Annotated in this window: 16 protein-coding genes and 1 tRNA gene; 15 read left to right on the top strand and 2 right to left on the bottom strand. The window is 36.6% G+C overall.

Annotated elements, in window-relative coordinates; genetic code table 11:
- Positions 1-72 precede the first annotated feature (72 nt).
- The 5 genes from BXY64_RS14880 to BXY64_RS14860 all read left to right on the top strand — a co-directional run bounded on the left by BXY64_RS14880 (position 73) and on the right by BXY64_RS14860 (position 5,178).
- Positions 73-145: transfer RNA gene (locus tag BXY64_RS14880), tRNA-Phe, on the top strand.
- A 237-nt stretch (positions 146-382) separates the two neighbouring features.
- On the top strand, positions 383-1,912 hold the full coding sequence (gene gpmI / locus BXY64_RS14875) for a 2,3-bisphosphoglycerate-independent phosphoglycerate mutase (RefSeq protein ID WP_120240781.1): 1,530 nt from the start codon (positions 383-385) through the stop codon (positions 1,910-1,912).
- Between the two features lie 96 nt (positions 1,913-2,008).
- Complete coding sequence (locus BXY64_RS14870) at positions 2,009-2,590, top strand: DUF3109 family protein (RefSeq protein ID WP_120240780.1); 582 nt, start codon at positions 2,009-2,011, stop codon at positions 2,588-2,590.
- 177 nt (positions 2,591-2,767) lie between these two features.
- The gene (locus BXY64_RS14865) at positions 2,768-4,141 is read left to right on the top strand and encodes a dipeptidase (RefSeq protein WP_120240779.1); all 1,374 of its coding nucleotides are present in this window, start codon (positions 2,768-2,770) and stop codon (positions 4,139-4,141) included.
- A gap of 320 nt (positions 4,142-4,461) precedes the next feature.
- Positions 4,462-5,178, top strand: a complete 717-nt coding sequence (locus BXY64_RS14860; RefSeq protein ID WP_120240778.1) for a FadR/GntR family transcriptional regulator — start codon at positions 4,462-4,464, stop codon at positions 5,176-5,178.
- Positions 5,179-5,264: 86 nt separating this feature from the next.
- Here the strand turns inward: BXY64_RS14860 and murQ are convergent, their stop codons facing one another.
- Both murQ and BXY64_RS14850 read right to left on the bottom strand, forming a co-directional pair.
- Positions 5,265-6,101, bottom strand: a complete 837-nt coding sequence (gene murQ / locus BXY64_RS14855) for an N-acetylmuramic acid 6-phosphate etherase (RefSeq protein WP_120240777.1) — start codon at positions 6,099-6,101, stop codon at positions 5,265-5,267.
- A gap of 10 nt (positions 6,102-6,111) precedes the next feature.
- Entirely contained in the window at positions 6,112-6,942 is an 831-nt protein-coding gene (locus tag BXY64_RS14850) for an ATPase (protein ID WP_120240776.1), read from the bottom strand.
- A gap of 274 nt (positions 6,943-7,216) precedes the next feature.
- Here BXY64_RS14850 and nagB point away from each other — a divergent pair, with 274 nt between their 5' ends.
- From nagB to BXY64_RS14800, 10 genes are all read left to right on the top strand, one after another.
- Positions 7,217-9,199 carry a glucosamine-6-phosphate deaminase gene (nagB, locus tag BXY64_RS14845; protein WP_120240775.1) on the top strand — a complete coding sequence of 661 codons (1,983 nt, stop codon included), beginning with the start codon at positions 7,217-7,219 and terminating at the stop codon, positions 9,197-9,199.
- A gap of 82 nt (positions 9,200-9,281) precedes the next feature.
- Positions 9,282-12,395, top strand: a complete 3,114-nt coding sequence (locus tag BXY64_RS14840; RefSeq protein ID WP_120240774.1) for a golvesin C-terminal-like domain-containing protein — start codon at positions 9,282-9,284, stop codon at positions 12,393-12,395.
- Positions 12,396-12,644: 249 nt separating this feature from the next.
- Positions 12,645-14,099 carry a glycosyltransferase family 2 protein gene (locus BXY64_RS14835; RefSeq protein ID WP_120240773.1) on the top strand — a complete coding sequence of 485 codons (1,455 nt, stop codon included), beginning with the start codon at positions 12,645-12,647 and terminating at the stop codon, positions 14,097-14,099.
- Between the two features lie 95 nt (positions 14,100-14,194).
- Entirely contained in the window at positions 14,195-15,076 is an 882-nt protein-coding gene (locus tag BXY64_RS14830; RefSeq protein WP_120240772.1) for an N-acetylmuramoyl-L-alanine amidase-like domain-containing protein, read from the top strand.
- A 20-nt stretch (positions 15,077-15,096) separates the two neighbouring features.
- The gene (locus BXY64_RS14825; RefSeq protein ID WP_120240771.1) at positions 15,097-16,083 is read left to right on the top strand and encodes a DUF4922 domain-containing protein; all 987 of its coding nucleotides are present in this window, start codon (positions 15,097-15,099) and stop codon (positions 16,081-16,083) included.
- 147 nt (positions 16,084-16,230) lie between these two features.
- Positions 16,231-17,142, top strand: a complete 912-nt coding sequence (locus BXY64_RS14820) for a GNAT family N-acetyltransferase (RefSeq protein WP_120240770.1) — start codon at positions 16,231-16,233, stop codon at positions 17,140-17,142.
- A 116-nt stretch (positions 17,143-17,258) separates the two neighbouring features.
- Positions 17,259-18,581 carry a SpoIID/LytB domain-containing protein gene (locus tag BXY64_RS14815; RefSeq protein ID WP_120240769.1) on the top strand — a complete coding sequence of 441 codons (1,323 nt, stop codon included), beginning with the start codon at positions 17,259-17,261 and terminating at the stop codon, positions 18,579-18,581.
- A 122-nt stretch (positions 18,582-18,703) separates the two neighbouring features.
- Entirely contained in the window at positions 18,704-20,002 is a 1,299-nt protein-coding gene (locus BXY64_RS14810; protein ID WP_120240768.1) for an AmpG family muropeptide MFS transporter, read from the top strand.
- Between the two features lie 70 nt (positions 20,003-20,072).
- Positions 20,073-20,597 (top strand): GDSL-type esterase/lipase family protein, encoded by a 525-nt coding sequence (locus tag BXY64_RS14805; protein ID WP_170150677.1) that lies wholly within the window; start codon positions 20,073-20,075, stop codon positions 20,595-20,597.
- Between the two features lie 30 nt (positions 20,598-20,627).
- Entirely contained in the window at positions 20,628-21,737 is a 1,110-nt protein-coding gene (locus BXY64_RS14800) for an acyltransferase family protein (protein ID WP_120240766.1), read from the top strand.
- Positions 21,738-21,884 lie beyond the last annotated feature (147 nt).

The raw sequence follows: 21,884 nt of genomic DNA, 5'->3' as shown, positions 1-21,884 counted from the left end.
TTTTTAAAATGTACAGCATAATTTATTTTGCAGAAAAGGATTTTTCCTTACTTTTGTAGCACGAAAACAAAGGGTACCATAGCTCAGTTGGTAGAGCAATGGACTGAAAATCCATGTGTCCCTGGTTCGATTCCAGGTGGTACCACGAAAGAGGGGGAGATTAATAAAATCTTCTCCTCTTTTTGCATATTCGTTTGTGTATTTTCTCCTCACTTTCTGACACTTATTCTGTTCGTCTTTGAACAATTTTTAAATTACAAACGTTTTCGATCTAAAATAAAGACTTTCAACTGTCTAAGTGCTTTTTTTATTAGAATTAATAAGATATTTTTGCATGACTAAGATCAAGTAAAACAGAATTTAAGATATAAAATACTTTAAAATGACAGATAGCAAAAAAGCTTTATTGATGATCCTTGATGGATGGGGGATCGGAGACAAATCGAATTCAGATGTGATTTCTTCAGTTGCAACTCCTTATATGGATGAATTATTGGAAAAATATCCAAATTCACAATTGCAAGCTGCAGGTAGATTTGTTGGATTACCAGAAGGACAGATGGGTAACTCAGAAGTAGGTCACTTGAATATTGGTGCAGGGCGTGTTGTTTATCAGGATTTGGTAAAGATCAATATGGCGGTTGAGCAGGATACTTTAAAAGATAACGAGCAAGTTGTTAAGGCATTTACTCACGCTAAAGAAAATGGAAAGAAAGTTCACCTAATCGGTTTGATTGGTGATGGTGGAGTGCACTCTTTAAGTAAGCACGCCTTGGCTCTTTGTGATGCTGCTAAAGCATTCGGAGTGGAAGATGTATTCGTACATGGTTTAACAGATGGACGTGATACTGATCCAAAATCAGGATTAGAATTCGTTAAGACTTTCGTAAATGATATTGCAAACAAAGGAACTGCAAAATTTGCTTCTTTAATTGGTCGTTATTTTGGTATGGATCGCGATAACAACTGGGATCGTGTGAAGTTGGCTTACGATCTTTACACCAAAGGTGAAGGTAAAGCTACTACGGATGTTGTTGCTGCTATCGAAGAATCATATGCAGAGGGTGTAACCGATGAATTTATCAAACCTGTTGTGGTGGTTGATGAAGCTGGAGCTCCTTTGGCAAAAATCGAAGAAGGTGATGTAGTGATTTGTTTCAACTTCCGTACCGACCGTTTGCGTCAAATGACTACTGTTTTCTCACAAGAAGACAAAAAGGAATTTGGTATGCACACAATGGATGTTGAGTGGTATACAATGACTTGTTATAATGCTAACTTTAAAGGTGTGAATGTTATCTACGATAAAGAGAACGTTCAGAATACAATGGGTGAAGTTGTAGCAGCTGCTGGTAAAAAGCAAATCCGAATTGCAGAAACTGAAAAATATGCTCACGTAACTTTCTTCTTTTCGGGTGGTCGTGAGGATGAATTCGAAGGTGAAAGTCGCTTGTTGGTTGCATCTCCAAAAGTAGCAACTTACGATCTTCAACCAGAAATGTCAGCTCCTGAAGTTGCTGATAAAATTACTGCAGAGTTGAATGCTCAATCGGCTGATTTTGTTTGTTTGAACTTTGCTAATGGCGATATGGTTGGACACACAGGAGTGTATGAAGCAATTTCCAAGGCAGTTCAAGCTGTTGACAACTGTGTAGAGCAAGTTGTAGAAGCTGCTAAAGCAAATGGATATGATGTGATTATTATTGCAGACCACGGTAATGCTGATTTTGCGGTAAATGCTGATGGTTCTCCAAATACCGCTCACTCTTTGAATCCGGTTCCATGTGTTTGGGTTACTGAAAATCCAAAACAAATTGAAGATGGTATTTTGGCCGATGTTGCTCCAACTTTGTTGGATATCATGGGGATTGAGAAGCCTGAAGATATGACTGGAAAATCTTTGATAAAATAAAAGATTGTAACCGTATATAAAACATTCCGTACTATCTTTGCGCGATAGTACGGATTTTTTTGTCCGTATAACTGATACAATTTAAATAAGGAAATAGTGTTACAGATAGGAAAAGCCATAGTTAGTCTTGATGTTATCGAGAAGAAATTCATTTGCGATTTTGGCAAATGTAAAGGCGCATGTTGTATCGAAGGAGATTCAGGTGCACCTTTGGATGAGGAAGAGAAAGCTATTTTGGAAGAAATCTATCCAGATATTAAAGAATATCTTACTAAAAAAGGAATAGAAGAGATAGAAAAACAAGGGACTTCGGTAATTGATTCGGATGACGATTTGGTCACTCCTATCATTAATGATAAAGAGTGTGTTTATACGGTATTTGAAAATGGATCGGCTTTGTGTGGTATCGAAAAGGCATATCTTGATGGAAAAATCTCTTATCGCAAGCCAATTTCATGTTCTTTATATCCAATTCGAATAGATAAATATGCCGAATTTGACGCCGTAAATTATAACAAGTGGGATATTTGTAAACCAGCAAGAGAACTTGGTTTTAAAAAAGGAACACCTGTATATAAATTTTTAAAAGAACCATTAATTCGTAAATATGGTGAAGATTGGTATAATGAATTGGAATATGCAGCTGAGAATATTGGCGAAATCATGAAGATGAGATAATAGAATTTTTACGATAATATTTTAAAGAAACAGTGATCATTTTGGTTGCTGTTTTTTTTTGTAATGAATTGTTTGGTTGGAATTTGTAAATAATTCTGCACTTGCATATCTAAAATATCACGATCTATTGTATATTTACCTTCCGAAAATATTTAAATCCAATAAACACACTTTAGTATGGAAAATATTAAATCATATATCGAAGAGAACAAGGAAAGATTCCTTGAGGAGTTATTCGAATTAATTCGTATTCCTTCTATTAGCTCGATTGAAGCTAATAAGCCAGATATGTACAGAGCTGCTGAATGCTGGAAAAAGTTAATGCTTGATGCAGGTGCAGATAAGGCTGTAGTAATGGAAACAGAAGGAAATCCTGTTACTTATGGTGAGAAAATTATCGATCCAAGTTTACCAACTGTAATGGTTTACGGTCATATGGACGTGATGCCAGTTGATCCTATTGATCTTTGGGATACTGATCCATTTGAGCCAGTAATTAAAGATGGTAAAATTTGGGCTCGTGGTGCTGATGATGATAAAGGTCAGGCATTCATGCACGCGAAAGCTTTCGAATATATGGTGAAGAACGATTGTCTTCCATGTAACGTGAAGTTCATGATTGAAGGTGAAGAAGAAGTTGGTTCGCCAAACCTTCCTAAGTTTTGTGAAGATAACAAAGAGATGTTACAGGCAGACGTTATTTTAGTATCTGATACTGGAATGATTGCTCCGGATATACCATCTATTACAACAGGTCTTCGTGGTTTGATGTATTGGGAAGTTGAAGTAACTGGTCCTAACCGTGATCTTCATTCAGGATTATTTGGTGGTGCTGTTGCTAACCCTATTAACGTATTGGCAAAAATGATTACTCAAATGGTTGACGAGAATGGTCGCATTACCATTCCTGGATTCTACGATGATGTAATTGAAGTATCTGCTGAAGAAAGAGCAATGATGGCTGAAGCTCCTTTTAATGAGGAAGAGTATAAGAAAGCTATTGATGTAAAAGCTTTGGCTGGTGAAAAAGGATATACTCCATCGGAACACACTGGTATCCGTCCATCATTTGATGTTTGTGGTATTTGGGGTGGTTACATTGGTGAAGGTGCTAAAACTGTACTTCCTTCAAAAGCTCATGCTAAAATTTCTACTCGTTTGGTACCTAATCAAAACTGGGAAAAGATTTCTGTTCTTTTTAAAGAGCATTTCGAAGCAATTGCTCCTGATTGTGTTAAAGTTGAAGTTACTCCATTGCATGGTGGTCAAGGATATGTTTGTCCAATTGATTTCCCAGCTTACATTGCTGCTGAAAAAGCGTATACAGAAGTATATGGTAAGCGTCCGGTTCCTGTTCGTTCAGGTGGATCTATTCCAATTATTTCTTCTTTCGAAGAGATTTTAGGTATTAAATCAGTGTTGATGGGATTCGGTTTGGAAAGTGATGCAATTCACTCGCCAAATGAAAACTATCCATTGGAGCAATTCTTTAATGGAATTAATACAATTCCTTTGTTCTACAAGCATTATGCTGAATTGTTGAAAAAATAGTTCGTTAAATAACTATAAATTAAGGGTATTTCTAATTGAAATACCCTTTTTTATTGGAAAAAACATTTTGGTATGATAACTTTGCATGCTGCTATAAAGTATGTGACATTCATCAGAATATTTAGAATATAATTATTATATTTCCTATGTAAATAAATTGAATGATTCGATATGTGTTGATAATATTGGATTTAGTCATATTTATAGCTAAATTAGTAGTAAGATCTTTTGTGTGATTTGATTCTCAATTTATCGTAAATTAAACAGGAAGACAGGTAGGGAACATCAGAGATCATACAAGTTGTAGTAAATTTTAATACATGGACGAAATATTTGGAAAAATTGGTACTGCTCAAACTCTCAGCCAAAAAATTGAGCGTAGAATTGAAGAGGCAATTCGACAAAAAAAATTACTTGTAGGGACCAAATTGCCATCAGAGCGTGAGCTTTGCGAAATGTTTGCTGTAAGTAGAACAGCTTTACGTGAGGCATTACGTCGATTAAGTGCAAGAGGATTAATTCAAATCAAAAAGGGTAGTGGAATGTTCGTTAGTGAACTGAAGATTGAAGATGCAATTGAATCTTTAAATCTATATTACGATCTTAGCTTCGATAGCGATTTGATTTCTCAGATTATAGAAGTGCGTCGTGTGTTTGAACCAGAGATAGCAAGAATAGCTGCATCAAATAGAACTGATGAAGACTTAACTGCCTTGAATAAAAACATTACGGATCTTGCAGATTGTGATCCTGATAACACGCAGTTGGAAGCGGATATAATCAATAAATTTCACTTGAATGTAGCTAAGGCAACAGGTAATAAAGTGATGATTATTTCGATGGAACCTATCTATTCATTACTGCCAAGAATGCGTAATCTAATTTATGCCAATGTTGACGGTGAAAAGGATTTTACTATAAAAGCACATCGTGCAATTTTTGAAGCCATTCGTGATAAGAATGGTGAGCAAGCTTACCAGGAAATGGCTGGACAAATTGATCGTACCTTAGAAATATATACTCAATATTTGAAGTAACTCTAGAAGTTTGGGTAAATGAAAAAGCGGAGCTTGAAAATAATTTTTCAGACTCCGCTTTTCGTATTTATATGTGTGGTACTTATTTAAGATTTCTTATAAGCTTCAATTGCTTTTTTTACAGAACCATGTTCAAGCAATAAACTTTTAGAAGTTTCTTTATCGAGTTTTAGTTCCTCCATAATCATTAAGGTTCCTCTTTCAACTAATTTTTTATTGGTTAGTTGCATGTTTACCATTTTGTTGCCTTTTACTCTTCCCAATTTAATCATTAAGCTGGTTGTAATCATGTTCAAGATCATTTTTTGAGCAGTTCCTGCTTTCAGTCTTGTACTTCCTGTTACGAATTCAGGACCTACAACAGCTTCAATTACAATTTCTGCCTCTTTTGAAACGGGTGCATCAGGATTACAAGTAATGCAAGCGGTAAGTAATCCATTTTCCCTGGCTTTCTTCACACCGCCAATAACATATGGAGTTGTTCCGGAGGCTGCAATTCCTAAAACAGAATCATTTTCATTGATATCATAGTCTTGAAGTTCTTGCCAAGCTTTTTCTGGATCATCTTCGGCAGACTCAACGGCGCTTCTTAGTGCTTTTTCTCCTCCGGCAATTAAACCAATCACAATATTTGCAGGTACACCAAATGTTGGAGGCAGTTCGGATGCATCAAGAACACCTAGCCTTCCGCTTGTTCCTGCTCCAAGATAAAACAACCGTCCGTCTGATTTAATTCTATCAATCAACAGGCTTACAAATTTTTCAATAGTAGGAATGGCTTTGTTAACAGCTATGTGAATTTGTCCATCTTCCTGGTTAATTCCATACAATAATTCACTCACCGACATTTGCTCCAGGTTGGAAAAGTTTGAAGGTGCTTCTGTTATTTTGTTATCGGTTTTCTTATTTGGTGTGTTATTCATGATTCAAATTTTATTCTGCAATATGGAATTCAATCAAGCCTTCAAGTGGACTTTTGATGATTTTTCCAGTCTGTAAGTTTAATTTTTCAGCCACTTTATTTAATTCCTTTTTAAAATAGTATGCTATGCTACCAATAAAATGAATTGGAAGGCTAGAATGGTCATTGTATTGTTTGATGTTTCGTTCAAAGAACTTAGTAAACTCTTCCTGAAGTAGGTTTGATACATATGGATGCTCAATATTTTCCGAAAGGAAAACCGTAAACTGAGCCAAAAATCGACTTGGAGCTTCTTCTCTGTAAATCTTATTAATGATATAAGCATATTCCAGATCATGCTTTTTATAAAAAGCAGTAGCAATGTCTTCAGGGGCAACACCTTTTAATATGTCGGCAATAAGTCTTTTCCCCAGCACGGCTCCGCTTCCTTCATCTCCCAGAATGTATCCTAAAGGACGAACATTGTGAGTAATGTCCTTACCATCATATAAGCATGAATTTGATCCTGTTCCTATAATGCAGGCAATTCCTTTTTCTCTTCCGCATACCGATCTTGCTGCTGCAAGTACATCGCTATGAATTTCGCAAGAGGCAGAAGGAAATACTTCCAGCAATGCATCTTTCACCTTTTGTTTTGTTTCGTCAGTCGCACAACCAGCACCATAAAAAAAGATTTGCTCAACCAAATGAAAATTTTCAAGTGATTTGATATTATCAATAATCGAACTGATGTCCATGTGAAAAGGATTTATTCCTAAAGTCTGTTGTTGCTTTTGAATTTTGCCCTCCTTTAAAAAAACCCAGTCTGTTTTTGTTGATCCGCTTTCGGCAATTAAAATCATATCCGCTTTTTTGCTTTTATAACATGTATGATGAGTATGAAAGAAAAATGAAATTTCAATTTAATATACGATTTACAATTGTTTTCTGGAGGCTTTTCTTAAAATTAATCTCGTCAAAAGTCTTGTATTAAAAGGAACTTCATTTTCATGATACAAATATAGAAAAATAAATTCCATTCAAAAAGTATTATATAACATGTAATACCAATTTTGGATTTTTTGAAATTCTGTTCTATTTTTGATGCGAAAGTAATTTAAATCAGGAGTTAGCAATATGGAAAATCAAATACTACAATTTAGAGGAGAGCTGGATGAAGCTAAGTTGTATTACCAACCATCGGATGAGTTCGATAAAACGGTAAAAACAAGATATGAGAAAATGCCTGCTGATATTTTTGCTACGGCCGAAAAGGGTGCAAAGTGGGTGGCTCATGAAATCGCAAACCTTATTAAAGAGAAGGCAGAGAATAATGATCCCTGTGTACTTGGATTAGCTACGGGAGCAACACCTTTAGGAGTGTATTCCGAATTGGTACGACTGCATAAAGAAGAGGGCATGTCGTTTCAAAATGTAATTACATTTAATCTTGATGAATATTATCCAATGGATAATAAAAGCGCACAGAGCTATAATTATTACATGGATGATGTTCTTTTCAATCATATAGATATTCCTCGTGATCAAATCAATGTTCCAGATGGGGAAGTGAGCAAAGAAGGAATTTTTAATTACTGTTCTGGATACGAAGCAAAGATTGATTCTTTTGGTGGACTTGATATGCAAATATTAGGTATTGGTAGAACAGGGCATATTGGTTTTAATGAGCCGGGTTCTCAATTGGATTCGAAAACTCGTTTGATCATGCTTGATGCTTTAACCAGGCGTGATGCTGCAAAGGATTTTAACGGATTAAACAAGGTGCCTAAGGCTGCAATCACAATGGGAGTTGGTACCATATTTAAAGCAAAGCGTGTAATTCTGATGGCTTGGGGAGAAGGTAAAGCACCTATTGTAAAAAAAGCATTAGAGGAAGGGCAGTGTGATTCTGTTCCTGCTAGTTATTTGCAACGCCATAATGATGTGCAATTTGTGTTAGATGTGCCTGCAGCTAATGAGCTAACAAGAGTGAAACAGCCGTGGTTGGTAGGGAGTGTAGAGTGGGATCGTTACTGGATTCGTAAAGCTGTGGTTTGGCTTTGTAATAAATTGGAGAAACCAGTTCTGAAGTTGACCAATAGAGATTATAATGATAATGGATTGAGCGAACTTCTTGCCTGGTATGGATCGGCTTATGAAGTAAATATTAAAGTTTTTAACGATTTACAACATACAATTACTGGCTGGCCTGGTGGTAAGCCTAATGCTGATGACTCGAATCGCCCGGAAAGAGCTGAACCAGCTCAGAAAAAAGTTTTGGTGTTTAGTCCGCATCCTGATGATGATGTGATTTCGATGGGTGGAACCCTAAAGAGATTGGTGGATCAAAGTCATGAAGTACATGTTGCTTATCAAACATCGGGTAATATTGCGGTAGCTGATGATGAGGCGATTCGATATTTGTCGTTTGTGAAAAGTTTTGCGCAAACTCACGACACCAATGAAGGCAATTTGCCAAGCGTGATTGAAGATATTCGCAAATTCTTATTGGAGAACAAATCTCCGGGCGAGATGGATACTGTTGAAGTTCGCAGAATGAAATCTTTGATTCGCCGAGGTGAAGCAAAAGCTGCTTGTCGTTTTGTTGGTCTTCGTTCTAAAAATCTTCACTTCCTTGACATGCCTTTTTATGAAACGGGTAAAGTGAAGAAAAATCCGCTAAAAAAAGAAGATGTTCAAATTGTTGTGAATTTGCTGAGAAAGGTGAAGCCACAACAGATTTTTGCAGCTGGAGACTGGTCTGATCCACACGGAACTCACCGAGTTTGTTGGGAAGGAATTTACCAGGCACTTCAGATTGTAAAAGATGAAGAGTGGATGGAGAATTGCTATGTGTGGTTATATCGAGGAGCTTGGCAAGAGTGGGATTTGGATGAAATTCAAATGGCAGTGCCAATCAGCCCGGAAGAATTGCAACACAAACGAAATGCAATTTTACGTCATCAATCGCAAATGGAAAGTGCCCCATATATGGGGAACGATTCAAGATTGTTCTGGCAGAGATCAGAAGACAGAAATCGAGCAACGGCCAATTTGTTTAATAAATTAGGCTTAGCAGAATATGAAGCAATCGAAGCTTTTGTCAGGTTTATTGTTTAGATTTATCATTACATTTTATTGGGCAGAATTTCTTCTGCCCAATCATACATAGATTGATAATATTGTACTGAATTTTAGGAATATGAGTTCTATATCAAACAGACTTGTGAAGTCGAATTTACTTTTATTATTTGCTTTTTTACTGATTGGTTTTTCGCTTCAGGCGGCGGAGAAATCCGATCGTTTGAATAAGAAAGCTGAGAAGGCTGCTTTAGAATTTTTAAAACAAGCTTCGAATGAGTTTGTGTATCGTTTTAAACTGGACAGTTTGAACGTGAATTCCAGCAAAAAAGAAATTACAGTATATGTGAATTCAACTTTTTCCTATATCCCTTTCAGACCCAATACGGTAAAGCAGTATCGAGCTGAATTAAGAGAGATTCTTGGTCGTAAGTTCAAGAAATACGATGTTCGTATCGAAAGTATGGGAATGGAAATTGGGGAATTGATTCCTAATTACTACAGAGATGAATCATCTCCTTTGGCAAAAGATCGTTTGTCTGTTGAAAACATTAATACGAAGCCTTTGGTTAGAAAACTTGGTAATGATATCTATTCAAATGGATTAGAGAATAAACACATTGCCTTATGGCATTCGCATGGATGGTATTACGAAAACACTTTAGATCGTTGGGAGTGGCAAAGAGCCAGAGTATATACTACCGTTGAAGATATGTGGACCATGGAATTTGTAGTTCCTTACATAGCGCCTATGTTGGAAAATGCAGGTGCAAACGTTTTATTTCCAAGAGAGCGTGATGTTCAAACCAATGAAGTAATTGTGGATGCTGACTGGTGTTCGATTCTGTCGGATTATAAAGAATCTGGAAATTGGGAAACCAATTCTCAATCTGGTTTTAACAACAAGTATCCGTTTTATGTTGAGGGTGAAAATCCATTCGAAATGGGAAGTAGTTTGCAGACAGAGGCTGTTACAGCGGAGACTGCAAGAGTAGAATACACACCGTATATTCCTGAAAAAGGAGAATATGCTGTTTATGTATCTTATTCAGTTGATGATGATAATGTAAGTGATGCTCATTATTCAGTTTATCATGCCGGAGGCAAAACAGATTTTCTTGTAAATCAGAGTATGGGTGGAAGTACATGGATTTACCTAGGAACTTTCTTGTTTGATCAGGGCAAAAATCCGGAAAGCGGTAAAGTAGTACTTACAAATGAAAGTAAGGAAGAAGGAAATTGGGTTTCTGCTGATGCTGTTCGTTTTGGCGGAGGAATGGGAAATATTGCCAGGGGTAAGGTAGATGAACTGAATGAATTGGTTCAGGAAAGAAATCAACTTGCTTTTGCCATGGATTCAGCCAAGTGGCAAAAATACACCAGTAATCGTCCGAGATATCACGAAGCTGCCCGTTACTATTTGCAATATGCTGGTATGCCAGACTCAACGGTTTATAGTATCAATAAAAATTACAAGGCAGATTATAGCAACAGAGGAAAGGATGCTGTAAAGTTTCAAAAACGAGAAAGTGGGAAGACTGATTACAAAGATGATTATATGAGTCGTGGTGAATGGGTAGACTATTTAATTGGTGCACCTAACGGACCCACAAAGCATGTAAATGCAAAAGGACTTGGAATTCCTGTTGATATGGCTTTGGCATTTCATACCGACGCTGGCTTTACACCGAATGATTCCATTATTGGAACTTTAGCAATTTATAATACTACTCGTGATAATACAGATAAATTTGTAAATGGACAGTCGAAATGGGCTAGTAGAGATTTAACAGATATTGTGCAAACACAGGTGGTAGAAGATATCAGAAAACTGTTCGAGCCAACATGGACAAGAAGAGGAATGTGGAATAAACAATATTCAGAAGCTTACCGACCTAAAGTGCCAACCATGTTGTCGGAAATGCTTTCGCATCACAATTTTGCTGATATGTACCAGGGAATGGATCCGAAATTTAAATTTCACATTAGTCGTGCCTATTATAAGGGAGTGTTGAGATTTTTGACTTCGCAGGAAGGGAAAGAGTATGTGGTACAACCATTGCCTATCGATCATTTTAGAATTGATGAAAATGAAAATGGAATCAGACTGAGCTGGAAAGCTGTTGTCGATCCTTTGGAAAAAAGTGCAGTGGCAAAGAAATATAAAGTTTACACCCGGTTGAATGATGGTGGATTTGACAATGGCGTACTGGTTGAAAAAGAGGAATTACAGCTTAAAAACTTAAGTTCTGAAAATATTTACAGTTTTAAGATAACAGCTTTAAACGAAGGAGGTGAAAGTTTCCCATCCGAGATTTTGTCTTATCGCAAATCGGAAAATGGTGAAAAGCCTGTTTTGATTGTAAATGGTTTTGACAGAATTGCTTCGCCACAAGGTTTTGATGATGGTAAATATGCTGGTTTCAATAGCGCTGTGGATGAAGGGGTAGCTTATAAAAGAAATATCGCCTATGTAGGTGATCAGTACGATTTCGATAGAAAATCACCATGGTTGGATGATGATGCTTCTGGTCATGGTTCAAGTTATGCTGACCAGGAAGAAAAGATCATTGCCGGGAATAGTTTTGATTACCCTTATGTGCATGGCGAAGCTATTAAAGCTGTCGGATATGGTTTTGTATCAATGAGTGATGAATCTTTTGAAAGTGGAAATTGGGAAGCTTCTGATTACAAAGCACTGGATTTGATTTTTGGTGAAGAGAAAACCACCAAAAGATTATACGGGAAAGAGAATAAGGATTTTACGATTTACACTCCGGAAATGGTGAAGGCAATCAGAAAATACATTCAATCAAAAGAAGCAAAATTGATTCTTTCGGGAGCATACCTGGGAACAGATGTTGTAGAATGTGGAGATACATTAATCAAAGAGTTTGCAGAAAAAGAGCTGCATTTCTTATTCAGAACCAATTATGCAAGTAAATCTGGTGCCATATCTCATCCCAATGAAGTAAAAGAAAATTTTACAGGAAATTATCAATTCGAAACAGGATTGAATGAACAGATATACAAGGTAGAAGCTCCGGATGCCATCGAGCCTGTAGGTAAGAATGCTAAGGTGTTTCTACGATACACTAACAATACCAAAAGTGCTGGTGTTGTTTACGATGGAGACTATCAGTCAATCATTTTAGGATTTCCTTTTGAAACACTTAAAACAAAGGAAGATCGTAATGATTTGATGAATAAGATTTTTCGATTTTTTAATAAGTAAAGTTCGATTTGAGCAATATGATATAAGATTCTGAAAAAATTGCAAGTAAGGTTTCATCTCAAAAGGCTTTAAGAAATTAGCCTTTAGCTGTTAGCTTTCAAATCATAGATTTGAGTTTTTAAATGCCAATAGCTAACTGTTAAGAGCCAATAGCTTGAATCTTAAGGTTTGGAGGATGCAAAATATCTATTACTTAATGTGTTGAACTAATGTAGATAAGAATAATAACAAAAGCCTAATTATAAAAGAATGAGTGCAAAAATTACATGTTTTCTGCCTTTTGGAACAAAAGAAGAAACAACAATTACGGTAAGTGAGTTAAGAAAATCAGAATTGGTGTCTAACATCTTTATTGTTGGAAACAATGCTGAAGAAGTTGAAGGTGCAGAAGTTTTGAATTGTGAGGCATTGACGAATGGAAAAACCATTCAGTTAATTGCTGAGAAGTCAGATTCAGAATATGTTTTACTTTACACTAAAACCAGTGCATTGACTTTGGGACAATTGGCAGTTGAGCGTTTTTATCAAGTAGCAACTGATACCAATAGTGGTTTGGTGTATTCAAACCATCGTGCAATTAAAGAAGGTAAAGTAGAAAATCTACCGGTTATCGATTACCAGGAAGGTAGCTTGAGAGATGATTTCAACTTTGGTTCAGTTCTTTTTTATGATGCCAAAATGTTTAAGTATGCAGTAGAAGATGTGGATGTAAAATATGAACATGCAGGTTTGTATGCATTGCGTTTGGCTGTAGCGGCTCGTTCTGAATTCATGAGAATTCCTGAAGTATTGTACACAGAGGAAGAGATGGATACCAGAAAATCAGGTGAAAAGATTTTCGACTATGTTGATCCTAAAAACCGTTCAGTACAAATAGAGATGGAAGAAGCATGTACTGAGCATTTGAAGAGAATTGGTGCTTATTTAGAGCCTAAATTTAAGGATGTAGCTTTTAATGAAGGAGACTTTAAAGTAGAGGCTTCTGTTGTAATTCCGGTTCGCGATCGTGTAAAAACAATTGAAGATGCAATCAAATCAGTTCTTTCTCAAAAGGCAAATGTAGATTTCAACTTGATTATCGTTGATAATTACTCAACAGACGGAACTACAGAAATCATTGAAAAATATGCAGAGCAAGATGAGAGGTTGATTCATATTATTCCGGAAAGAAAAGACCTGGGAATTGGAGGATGTTGGAACGAGGCAGTAAATCATGAAGCTTGTGGTAAGTTTGCCATTCAGTTAGATAGTGATGATTTGTATGCTGATGAAACAACAGTACAACAAGTGGTAGATGCATTTTACAGAGAAAACTGTGCAATGGTTGTTGGAACCTACCAAATGGTGAATTTCAAATTGGAAGAAATTCCTCCGGGAATTATTGATCACAGAGAATGGACACCTGAGAATGGCAGAAACAATGCGCTTCGTATTAACGGTTTGGGTGCACCTCGTGCTTTCTACACTCCTGTTCTTCGTAATAATCCTATTCCAAATGTGAACTATGGTGAAGATTATGCACTTGGTTTGGCAATCTCTCGTAACTATCAAATTGGTAGAATTTATAATACGATTTACCTATGTCGTCGTTGGGAAGATAATTCAGATGCATCATTGGATATCGAGAAAATGAACGCACACAACACTTACAAAGATAGAGTTCGCACGATTGAGCTAAAAGCAAGAAAATTATTGGCGAAATAACAAAATATAAGCTTGGCTGGGAATCGGGGGAGCATTCTCCTGGTTCCTTTTAAGCAAATTGAATTTTGGAATATTTATCCGTAAAAGTTAGACTTATGAAACTATTGAGTTTGCAATTGTTAATCCTTTTATTTGCCCTTGTGGCCTGTAAAGGGAAAGCTGTTCAGAAAAATGAAGACAGTAAAGTAGTTCAGTTTACAGATACTCTTGATCAGTCAATTTTTAATTCGATCAAGGATTTGGCGAGGGAAAATTCTTTTTCTCAGCTCGAAAATGCCGATCGAATACTGGAAGTAGGAAAGTTGTTTTTGCAAACTCCTTATATTGGTGGAACTCTTGAAACTGAAGGGGGCGAGAGGTTGGTGGTGAACTTAAGAGAACTGGACTGCACTACTTATCTTGAGAATGTGGTTGTGCTTTCATCAATTTCGAAGCAAAATGAATTTTCTGAAAATGATTTTCTGAAAATGCTAGAAGAACTGCGTTATCGAAAAGGAAAAATTAAGGATTACACCTCCCGATTACACTACTTTTCTGACTGGATTTATGAGAACGAGCAGAAAGGGATTGTGAAGAATGTTAGTTCAGAAATTGGTGGTGTTGAATACAAGAAAGAAATCAATTTTATGAGCAAGCATGTTGATTCATATTCGGCACTAAAAGCAGACTCTTCATTGATTGTATCGATTCAGGATACTGAAAATGCAATCAATGGGCGAGATTTGTTCTATATCCCAGAGGATAATGTTCAGAATGTAGAGAATAAGATTCATAATGGAGATTTAATTGCCATAACTACAAAAATTAAAGGCTTGGATATTTCGCATGTGGGCATTGCGATTCATGTAAATGATAGATTGCACTTGATGCATGCATCCAGCTTGGCAAAAGAAGTTGTGATTTCAGATATTCCATTAGCCGATATATTAAAGGAAAGCAAATTGCAATCGGGGATAATGGTTGCCAGAGTACAATAAATAATAGTTTGTTCAGAGAAATGGATGTACACAGTATAGATAATATTGAAGATTTACTGAAAGAGAAATCTTCAGTTGAAATACTAAGTGGTTTTTTAAATCAACAAGTAAGAGATTGGCCACTTGCCAATGGGAATTTTAAAGGATTGGAAAAAGTAGAGGAAAAAGAATTTGGTTTTGATGGATTTAAAATGAAAGTTCAATTTAATCCAGAAAGAATTCGTTCTTCTGCAGCTAAAGTTGACAAGAAAAGCATTGAAAATCGAGCTTGTTTTTTGTGTTTGGATAAATTACCAGCAGAACAGGGAGGAATTGCTCAAGGCAAAGAGTATGTTATTTTGGTGAATCCATTTCCAATTATTCCTCAACATTTTACCATTCCAAAAGTTGATCATGTAGATCAATCATTCATGGATAATTTGGAAGGAATGTTGTCTTTGGTGAAGGATATGCAAGGGTATACGCTTTTCTATAATGGGCCTAAATGTGGAGCTTCGGCACCAGACCACATGCATTTCCAGGGAGGAAACAAAGGTTTTATGCCAGTTGAAGAAGAGTGTTTTGCATTAAAAGACAAGGCTGACTTGCTTGTGAAATCAGAAGAGATAGAGGTTTGTGCATTCAATCATTATTTAAGAAAGATGATTAGTGTTGAGACAACTAATACTGAAGAATTGATCGCTGTTGTAAGTAAATTTTACAACGCATTTGCAGCAATGCAAGCAGAAGAAAAAGAGCCAATGTTGAATGTGATTTGCTCTTATGTAGATGGAAAATACATGATGCATTTGTTCCCAAGAAAATTACATCGCCCAACTCAATATTTTGCAGAAGGAGATGATCAGATACTAATTAGTCCTGCATCTGTTGATTTTGGTGGTGTATTTATTACGCCAAGAAGAGAGGACTTCGAGAAAATAACGGCTGAGGATATAGAAGACATTTTCAAACAAGTTTGTGTTGATGAGGATGTTTTCTCATTGCTTTGCGAAAAAATAAAAGCTTAGTTAGAGTTAATGATCTGAGGGTCTCACTCTAAGTGAGGCTCTCAGTAAAAACATATTGACACCCTCATTTTAAAGCGAGAGTATCAAATTTTAAAACAACAACCTTGCCCCAAAATTCCTAACCTTTTGTGAAAGGATAAAGAAACTATGAATTACACCATTCGCCAATATCAGGATTCCGATTTTGAACAGGTATTACCATTGTGTCAGAAAAGCTATTATCTGGATGTGATTAGTAAGGATCTACTTAGAGAGAAAATCTACGAGGATCCATTTTATGAGCAAGAATTAGTTTGGATTGCATGCGATCAGGATAAAATTGTTGGATTCCTGATGGGAACCTGTCGAATGGATATTCGAGGAGTGAACTATGGCTATGTAAAAATGATGGCTGTAGATAATGCATACAGAAGAAATCGAATTGCAAGATCGATGTATGAGTTATTGGAAACAGAGCTGAAACAAAGAAAAGTAGATGTAATGCGTTTGGGGGATGTGCCAATGAATTATTTCATGCCAGGTATCGATCCAAGATATACTCCATCTCTTTGTTTCGCCATTCGAATGGGATTCGATAGATTCATGGACACCTCAAATCTTTTGGTAGATCTGGATAATAGAGATTGGAATGATCGCAAAAAGATAGAAGCTTTAAAGGCAGATAAAATTGAAGTTTGTCGAGCTACTCCAGAAGACAAACAAGAGTTAATGGATTTTGTTGAAGAAGAGTGGAAGTTGTGGCAATATGAGTTGGAAATGGCGTACAAAACTGAACCAATCGGTATTCATATCGCAAAGCTAAATGGTAAGATTCGTGCTTTTTCGGCGCATTCAGCAAATAATAAAGGCTTGCCTTGGTTTGGTCCAATGGGGACGCACCCCGATTTAAGAGGTAAAGGAATGGGAAGAGTGCTATTGTATCATTGTTTGGAAGATTTGAAAAATCTAGGGTATAAAACAGCAATCATTCCTTGGGTTGGCCCAATTGATTTCTATTCGCATCATACCGGTGCTGTTGTAGAAAGAATATTTTGGAGATACGAGAAAAAATTGAACTAAAAACAAAGATGCCTCAAAAGTTCCTCTCCCCGAGGAGAGGAACTTAGGGTGAGGTTATAAGAATATATTGGTACCCTTACTTAGAGTGAGAGTAGCAAGTTTAACACCTAAACATTATGGAACCACAATTACGAGTTGGAATCATGTACGAAAAGGAAATCTCCTTTCAATTGAATGGAGCCTACGTACTACAGCAAAATGGAAAAGAATATACAGGAGAACAGCAAGTAAAATACATGGATGGCAAAATCTCTTTCGATGGAATTATTGATGAGGAGTTGATTTTCGATCCTAAAGAGTATGAAACAGGGAATTTTGATCTGTTTGGAGTTACCATTGGAATTAAATTTCACTGGGAGCGTAAAGAAGACCAGAGATTTAAAGGAAGTCTTCATTTTATTTGTGAAGATGAGAAGTTAACTGCAATCAATGTTTTATCACTTGAAGACTATTTGGTAAGTGTGATTTCTTCAGAAATGAGTGCGACCAGTAGTTTTGAGTTGTTAAAGGCGCATGCGGTTATTTCTCGTTCATGGCTAATGGCCCAGGTTATAAAGGGTGAAGAGTTGCAGAAGTCAAACGCTCAATATCAAAGCATTGTAGAAACAGAAGATTCATTCATTCGTTGGTATGACAGAGAAGATCATGTGAGTTTTGATGTTTGTGCTGACGATCATTGTCAGCGTTACCAGGGAATGACAAAGCAGTCTACTCCATTGGTGGTGGATGCCATTAATGAAACACGCGGTCTTATATTGACCAGTGAAGGAAAAATCTGTGATGCGAGATTCTCAAAATGTTGCGGAGGTGTAGCAGAAACCTTTGAGAATGTTTGGGAGCCTGAAAACCATAAATATTTGCAAGCTGTAATCGATAATCCTCAAGCTCCAAAGGGATATGATATGGATTTGACCAGGGAGGAAGCTGCAGACAAATTTATTCGTACTTCACCAGAAGCATTCTGTAATACTACTGATAAGGAAATTTTATCTCAGGTATTGAACGATTACGATCAGGAAACCATGGATTTTTATCGCTGGAAAGTTGAATATACCCAAGAGGAAATTGCGGAACTGATTGAAAGAAAAACAGGAAAAGAATTTGGTCAGATTTTGGATTTGATTCCAGGCGAACGTGGAGAATCAGGTAGATTAATCAGCCTGAAAATTGTTGGTGGCAAGCGTACATTAACTATCGGGAAAGAATTGGAAATCCGCAAAGTGCTTTCTGAATCGCACCTTTACAGTTCAGAATTTGTGGTAGACAAGCTAGATGTGGTTAATGGAGTACCTTCGAAATTTGTACTGATTGGCGCAGGCTGGGGACATGGAGTAGGACTTTGTCAGATTGGTGCTGCAGTAATGGGTGCAAAAGGGTATAAGCACGATGAAATTTTGCTTCACTATTTTAGAGGAGCAGAATTAGAGAAAAGATATTAATTGCTTATTTGAGATTCTCACTCTAAGTGAGAGCACCAAAACTAAACATCAAAAGCCCCTAATTTTTAAGAGGGGAGATTATAAAATTGAAAGTTATTAGTCAGATTGAAAAATTATAAAAAATGTCTAAAACAAAATCAAAAACTCGCTCGCCCTGGGCATGGATTCCATCCTTGTATTTTGCTGAGGGAATTCCATATGTGGTAGTGATGACAGTAGCTGTAATCATGTACAAACGATTGGGAATTTCGAATACCGATATTGCTTTGTACACATCATGGTTGTATTTGCCATGGGTAATTAAACCATTTTGGAGTCCATTGGTTGATATTCTGAAAAGCAAGCGTTGGTGGATTGTGACCATGCAATTGTTTATTGGAGCAGGCCTGGCTGGAGTAGCCTTTACCGTTCCAACATCATTGTTTTTTCAATCTACACTGGCATTTTTCTGGTTGTTGGCATTTAGTTCAGCAACTCACGATATTGCTGCTGATGGTTTTTATATGTATGGAATAGACGATAGTCAACAGGCTTATTTTATTGGAATACGAAGTACTTTTTATCGATTGGCTATGATTGTTGGACAAGGTGCATTGGTATACCTTGCCGGGATTTTTGAAACAACAGATTTGTTTGGAAAGGGAGAAGATATCCCAATGGCCTGGTCGATGATTTTTGTGATTTTGGCAGTCTTGTTTTTCTTATTTACTTTCTATCACAAATTCGCATTACCATATCCAAAGGAAGATGAAGATAAAGACGTGAAAAGTTTTTCTGATGTGATGCAAGAGTTTGGGGAAACGATAGTTGGTTTCTTTGTGAAAAAAGACATTTGGGTGATTTTGGGAGTATTGTTAACCTATAGATTGGGTGAATCACAATTGGTAAAAATGGCTTCACCTTTCTTACTAGATGGAAGAGAAGTAGGAGGTTTAGGTTTATCAACCAGTGATGTGGGGATTGTATATGGAACCATTGGAGTTTTATTCTTAACCATAGGAGGAATTCTTGGGGGATATGCAGCTTCAAGAAAAGGCTTGAAATATTGGTTGTGGCCAATGGTAATTGCTATTAATCTTCCAAATTTAGTATATGTGTACCTGTCTTATGCATTGCCTGAATCATTTGTTTTGGTTTGTGCATCGGTTGCGGTTGAGCAATTTGGTTATGGGTTTGGTTTCACGGCTTACATGTTGTACCAAATTTATGTATCTGAAGGAAAACACAAAACTGCTCACTTTGCATTTTGCACGGCATTTATGGCCTTGGGAATGATGGTGCCAGGTATGATTTCTGGGTGGATTCAGGAAATGATAGGATATCAGCATTTCTTTATCTGGGTAATCCTTTGTACCATTCCAAGTTTTATAATGGTTAAACTCATTAAGATTGACCCTAAATATGGGATAAAAAAGAAGTAATTACTTGCAAGAATAGTTTGTGTAAATATGAATTGCCATGGGTTTTAACCCATGGCTTACAATAGCAATCATGAAAATCGCATTTCTAGGAGATAGTCTAACATACGCAGGAAGATGGGATGATTTCTTTCCCAATCATGAAGTCTACAATCATGGTGTTCCGGGAGAAAAATCGAATGATATACTGATGCGACTGCCTGCAGTGTTGGATCAAAAAAACGATCTGATTTTTTTAATGATGGGCGTTAACGATTTGGGAGATGGTATTGAGTCAAGTGTAATTATTGAGAACTTTTCGAAGCTGATCCTAAAAGTAAAGAATGAAACCGGTAGCAAATTGGTTATACAGTCTTTATTGCCGGTTAATTTTGAAATGTTTCCAAGCAATGTGTTTGATTCTGTAAAAATCAGAGATGTTAACAAGTTGTTGAAAAGTCTGTGCGAAGAAGAAAATATCACTTTTGTGGATTTATATCCTTCTTTTTCTACTTATTCCAATGAGTTGATGAGAGAATACACTTACGACGGACTTCATTTGAATGATGCAGGATATAAGGTTTGGAAAAACTGCTTGCAATCTGAAGATTTGATATAATTTATAAACAAATCGGTATAATTTAATATCATGGGAAAATCGCAAAGATTAATGGCTTTGGATGCCTTTCGGGGATTAACCATTGCTGCAATGATTACGGTAAACACTCCAGGTAGTTGGAGGCATGTGTATGCACCACTCTTGCACTCTAAGTGGCATGGTTGCACACCAACAGATTTGGTATTTCCTTTTTTCCTGTTTGCAGTGGGGGTGGCAATGTTCTTTGCATTCGGAAAATTTAATCATGAACTAAATGCCGATGCAGGGAAAAAAATTCTGAAAAGAACAGTAATCATTTTTGGAATCGGATTGTTACTAAATGCATTCCCTTTTTATCATTTAAAGTTAGAGAATCTTAGAATAATGGGAGTTCTGCAACGTATTGCACTTGCCTATGGCTTGGGTAGTTTGTTGTGTCTTGCTCTAAGTAAAACCAGGTTGTTGATTGTTTCAGGCGCAATGCTTTTTGCCTATTGGGGATTGGTTTATTTCCTTGGTGGTGATCAGCCTTATAGTCTGGAAGGAAATTCAACAATTGCTTTCGATACTGCAATTTTAGGCGAAAGTCATTTGTTTAAAGGATTTGGAATTCCTTTCGACCCGGAAGGACTGTTTAGTACACTGCCTGCAATTGTAACCGTTTTGTTAGGATACCTTACCGGTAGTTTAATTTCTTCTTCAGATAGAAAAATGATTGTTCCTGGATTACTAATTTTTGGTGTGTTGGGAGTGATTGCAGGTTTGATTTGGAATATTGGATTTCCTATTAATAAACCAATTTGGTCAAGTTCCTATGTGTTTTATACAGCAGGATTGGCTCAATTGGTAATGGCCGTAATGATTTTCTTTATCGATATACTGGATTATAAAAAATGGGCTCATCCATTTTTGGTTTTCGGAATGAATCCACTTTTCATTTTTGTACTATCTGTAGTTTGGGTAAAGGTGATTATCTATTTGGTTCACTTTTCTGATGTCTCGGGAAAATCGATAACGGGATATGCCTGGCTGTATCAAAATGCATTTGTATCCTGGGCAGGACCATTAAATGGATCTTTGTTTTTTGCACTTTCTCATATCATAGTATACTGGTTAATTGTGTTGTACCTGTATCGAAAACGCATTTTTATTAAGATATAAAAAGAAAGCTTCGGAATTCCGAAGCTTTCTTTTTTGCTTATAGTTAATGAGAAGTTCGTTTAAGGCTTAATGTTGAAGTGAGCTAAAGCACGAAATTGTATCTGCAAACTGTTTGCAAAACCCAAAGCAAATTTCCCTCTTATTAAA

Source organism: Marinifilum flexuosum, assembly GCF_003610555.1.
GTDB lineage: Bacteria > Bacteroidota > Bacteroidia > Bacteroidales > Marinifilaceae > Marinifilum > Marinifilum flexuosum.
This window is presented reverse-complemented; position numbering and strand designations above follow the sequence as displayed.

Excerpts from the sequence above, each read along its gene's own strand:
- BXY64_RS14820 (WP_120240770.1), top strand. The coding sequence starts at position 16,231 with ATGAATTACACCATTCGCCAATATCAGGATTCCGATTTTGAACAGGTA.
- gpmI (WP_120240781.1), top strand. The coding sequence starts at position 383 with ATGACAGATAGCAAAAAAGCTTTATTGATGATCCTTGATGGATGGGGG.
- BXY64_RS14800 (WP_120240766.1), top strand. The coding sequence starts at position 20,628 with ATGGGAAAATCGCAAAGATTAATGGCTTTGGATGCCTTTCGGGGATTA.
- BXY64_RS14840 (WP_120240774.1), top strand. The coding sequence starts at position 9,282 with ATGAGTTCTATATCAAACAGACTTGTGAAGTCGAATTTACTTTTATTA.
- BXY64_RS14815 (WP_120240769.1), top strand. The coding sequence starts at position 17,259 with ATGGAACCACAATTACGAGTTGGAATCATGTACGAAAAGGAAATCTCC.
- BXY64_RS14805 (WP_170150677.1), top strand. The coding sequence starts at position 20,073 with ATGAAAATCGCATTTCTAGGAGATAGTCTAACATACGCAGGAAGATGG.
- BXY64_RS14850 (WP_120240776.1), bottom strand. The coding sequence starts at position 6,942 with ATGATTTTAATTGCCGAAAGCGGATCAACAAAAACAGACTGGGTTTTT.
- nagB (WP_120240775.1), top strand. The coding sequence starts at position 7,217 with ATGGAAAATCAAATACTACAATTTAGAGGAGAGCTGGATGAAGCTAAG.
- BXY64_RS14860 (WP_120240778.1), top strand. The coding sequence starts at position 4,462 with ATGGACGAAATATTTGGAAAAATTGGTACTGCTCAAACTCTCAGCCAA.
- BXY64_RS14835 (WP_120240773.1), top strand. The coding sequence starts at position 12,645 with ATGAGTGCAAAAATTACATGTTTTCTGCCTTTTGGAACAAAAGAAGAA.
- murQ (WP_120240777.1), bottom strand. The coding sequence starts at position 6,101 with ATGAATAACACACCAAATAAGAAAACCGATAACAAAATAACAGAAGCA.
- BXY64_RS14810 (WP_120240768.1), top strand. The coding sequence starts at position 18,704 with ATGTCTAAAACAAAATCAAAAACTCGCTCGCCCTGGGCATGGATTCCA.
- BXY64_RS14865 (WP_120240779.1), top strand. The coding sequence starts at position 2,768 with ATGGAAAATATTAAATCATATATCGAAGAGAACAAGGAAAGATTCCTT.
- BXY64_RS14830 (WP_120240772.1), top strand. The coding sequence starts at position 14,195 with ATGAAACTATTGAGTTTGCAATTGTTAATCCTTTTATTTGCCCTTGTG.
- BXY64_RS14825 (WP_120240771.1), top strand. The coding sequence starts at position 15,097 with ATGGATGTACACAGTATAGATAATATTGAAGATTTACTGAAAGAGAAA.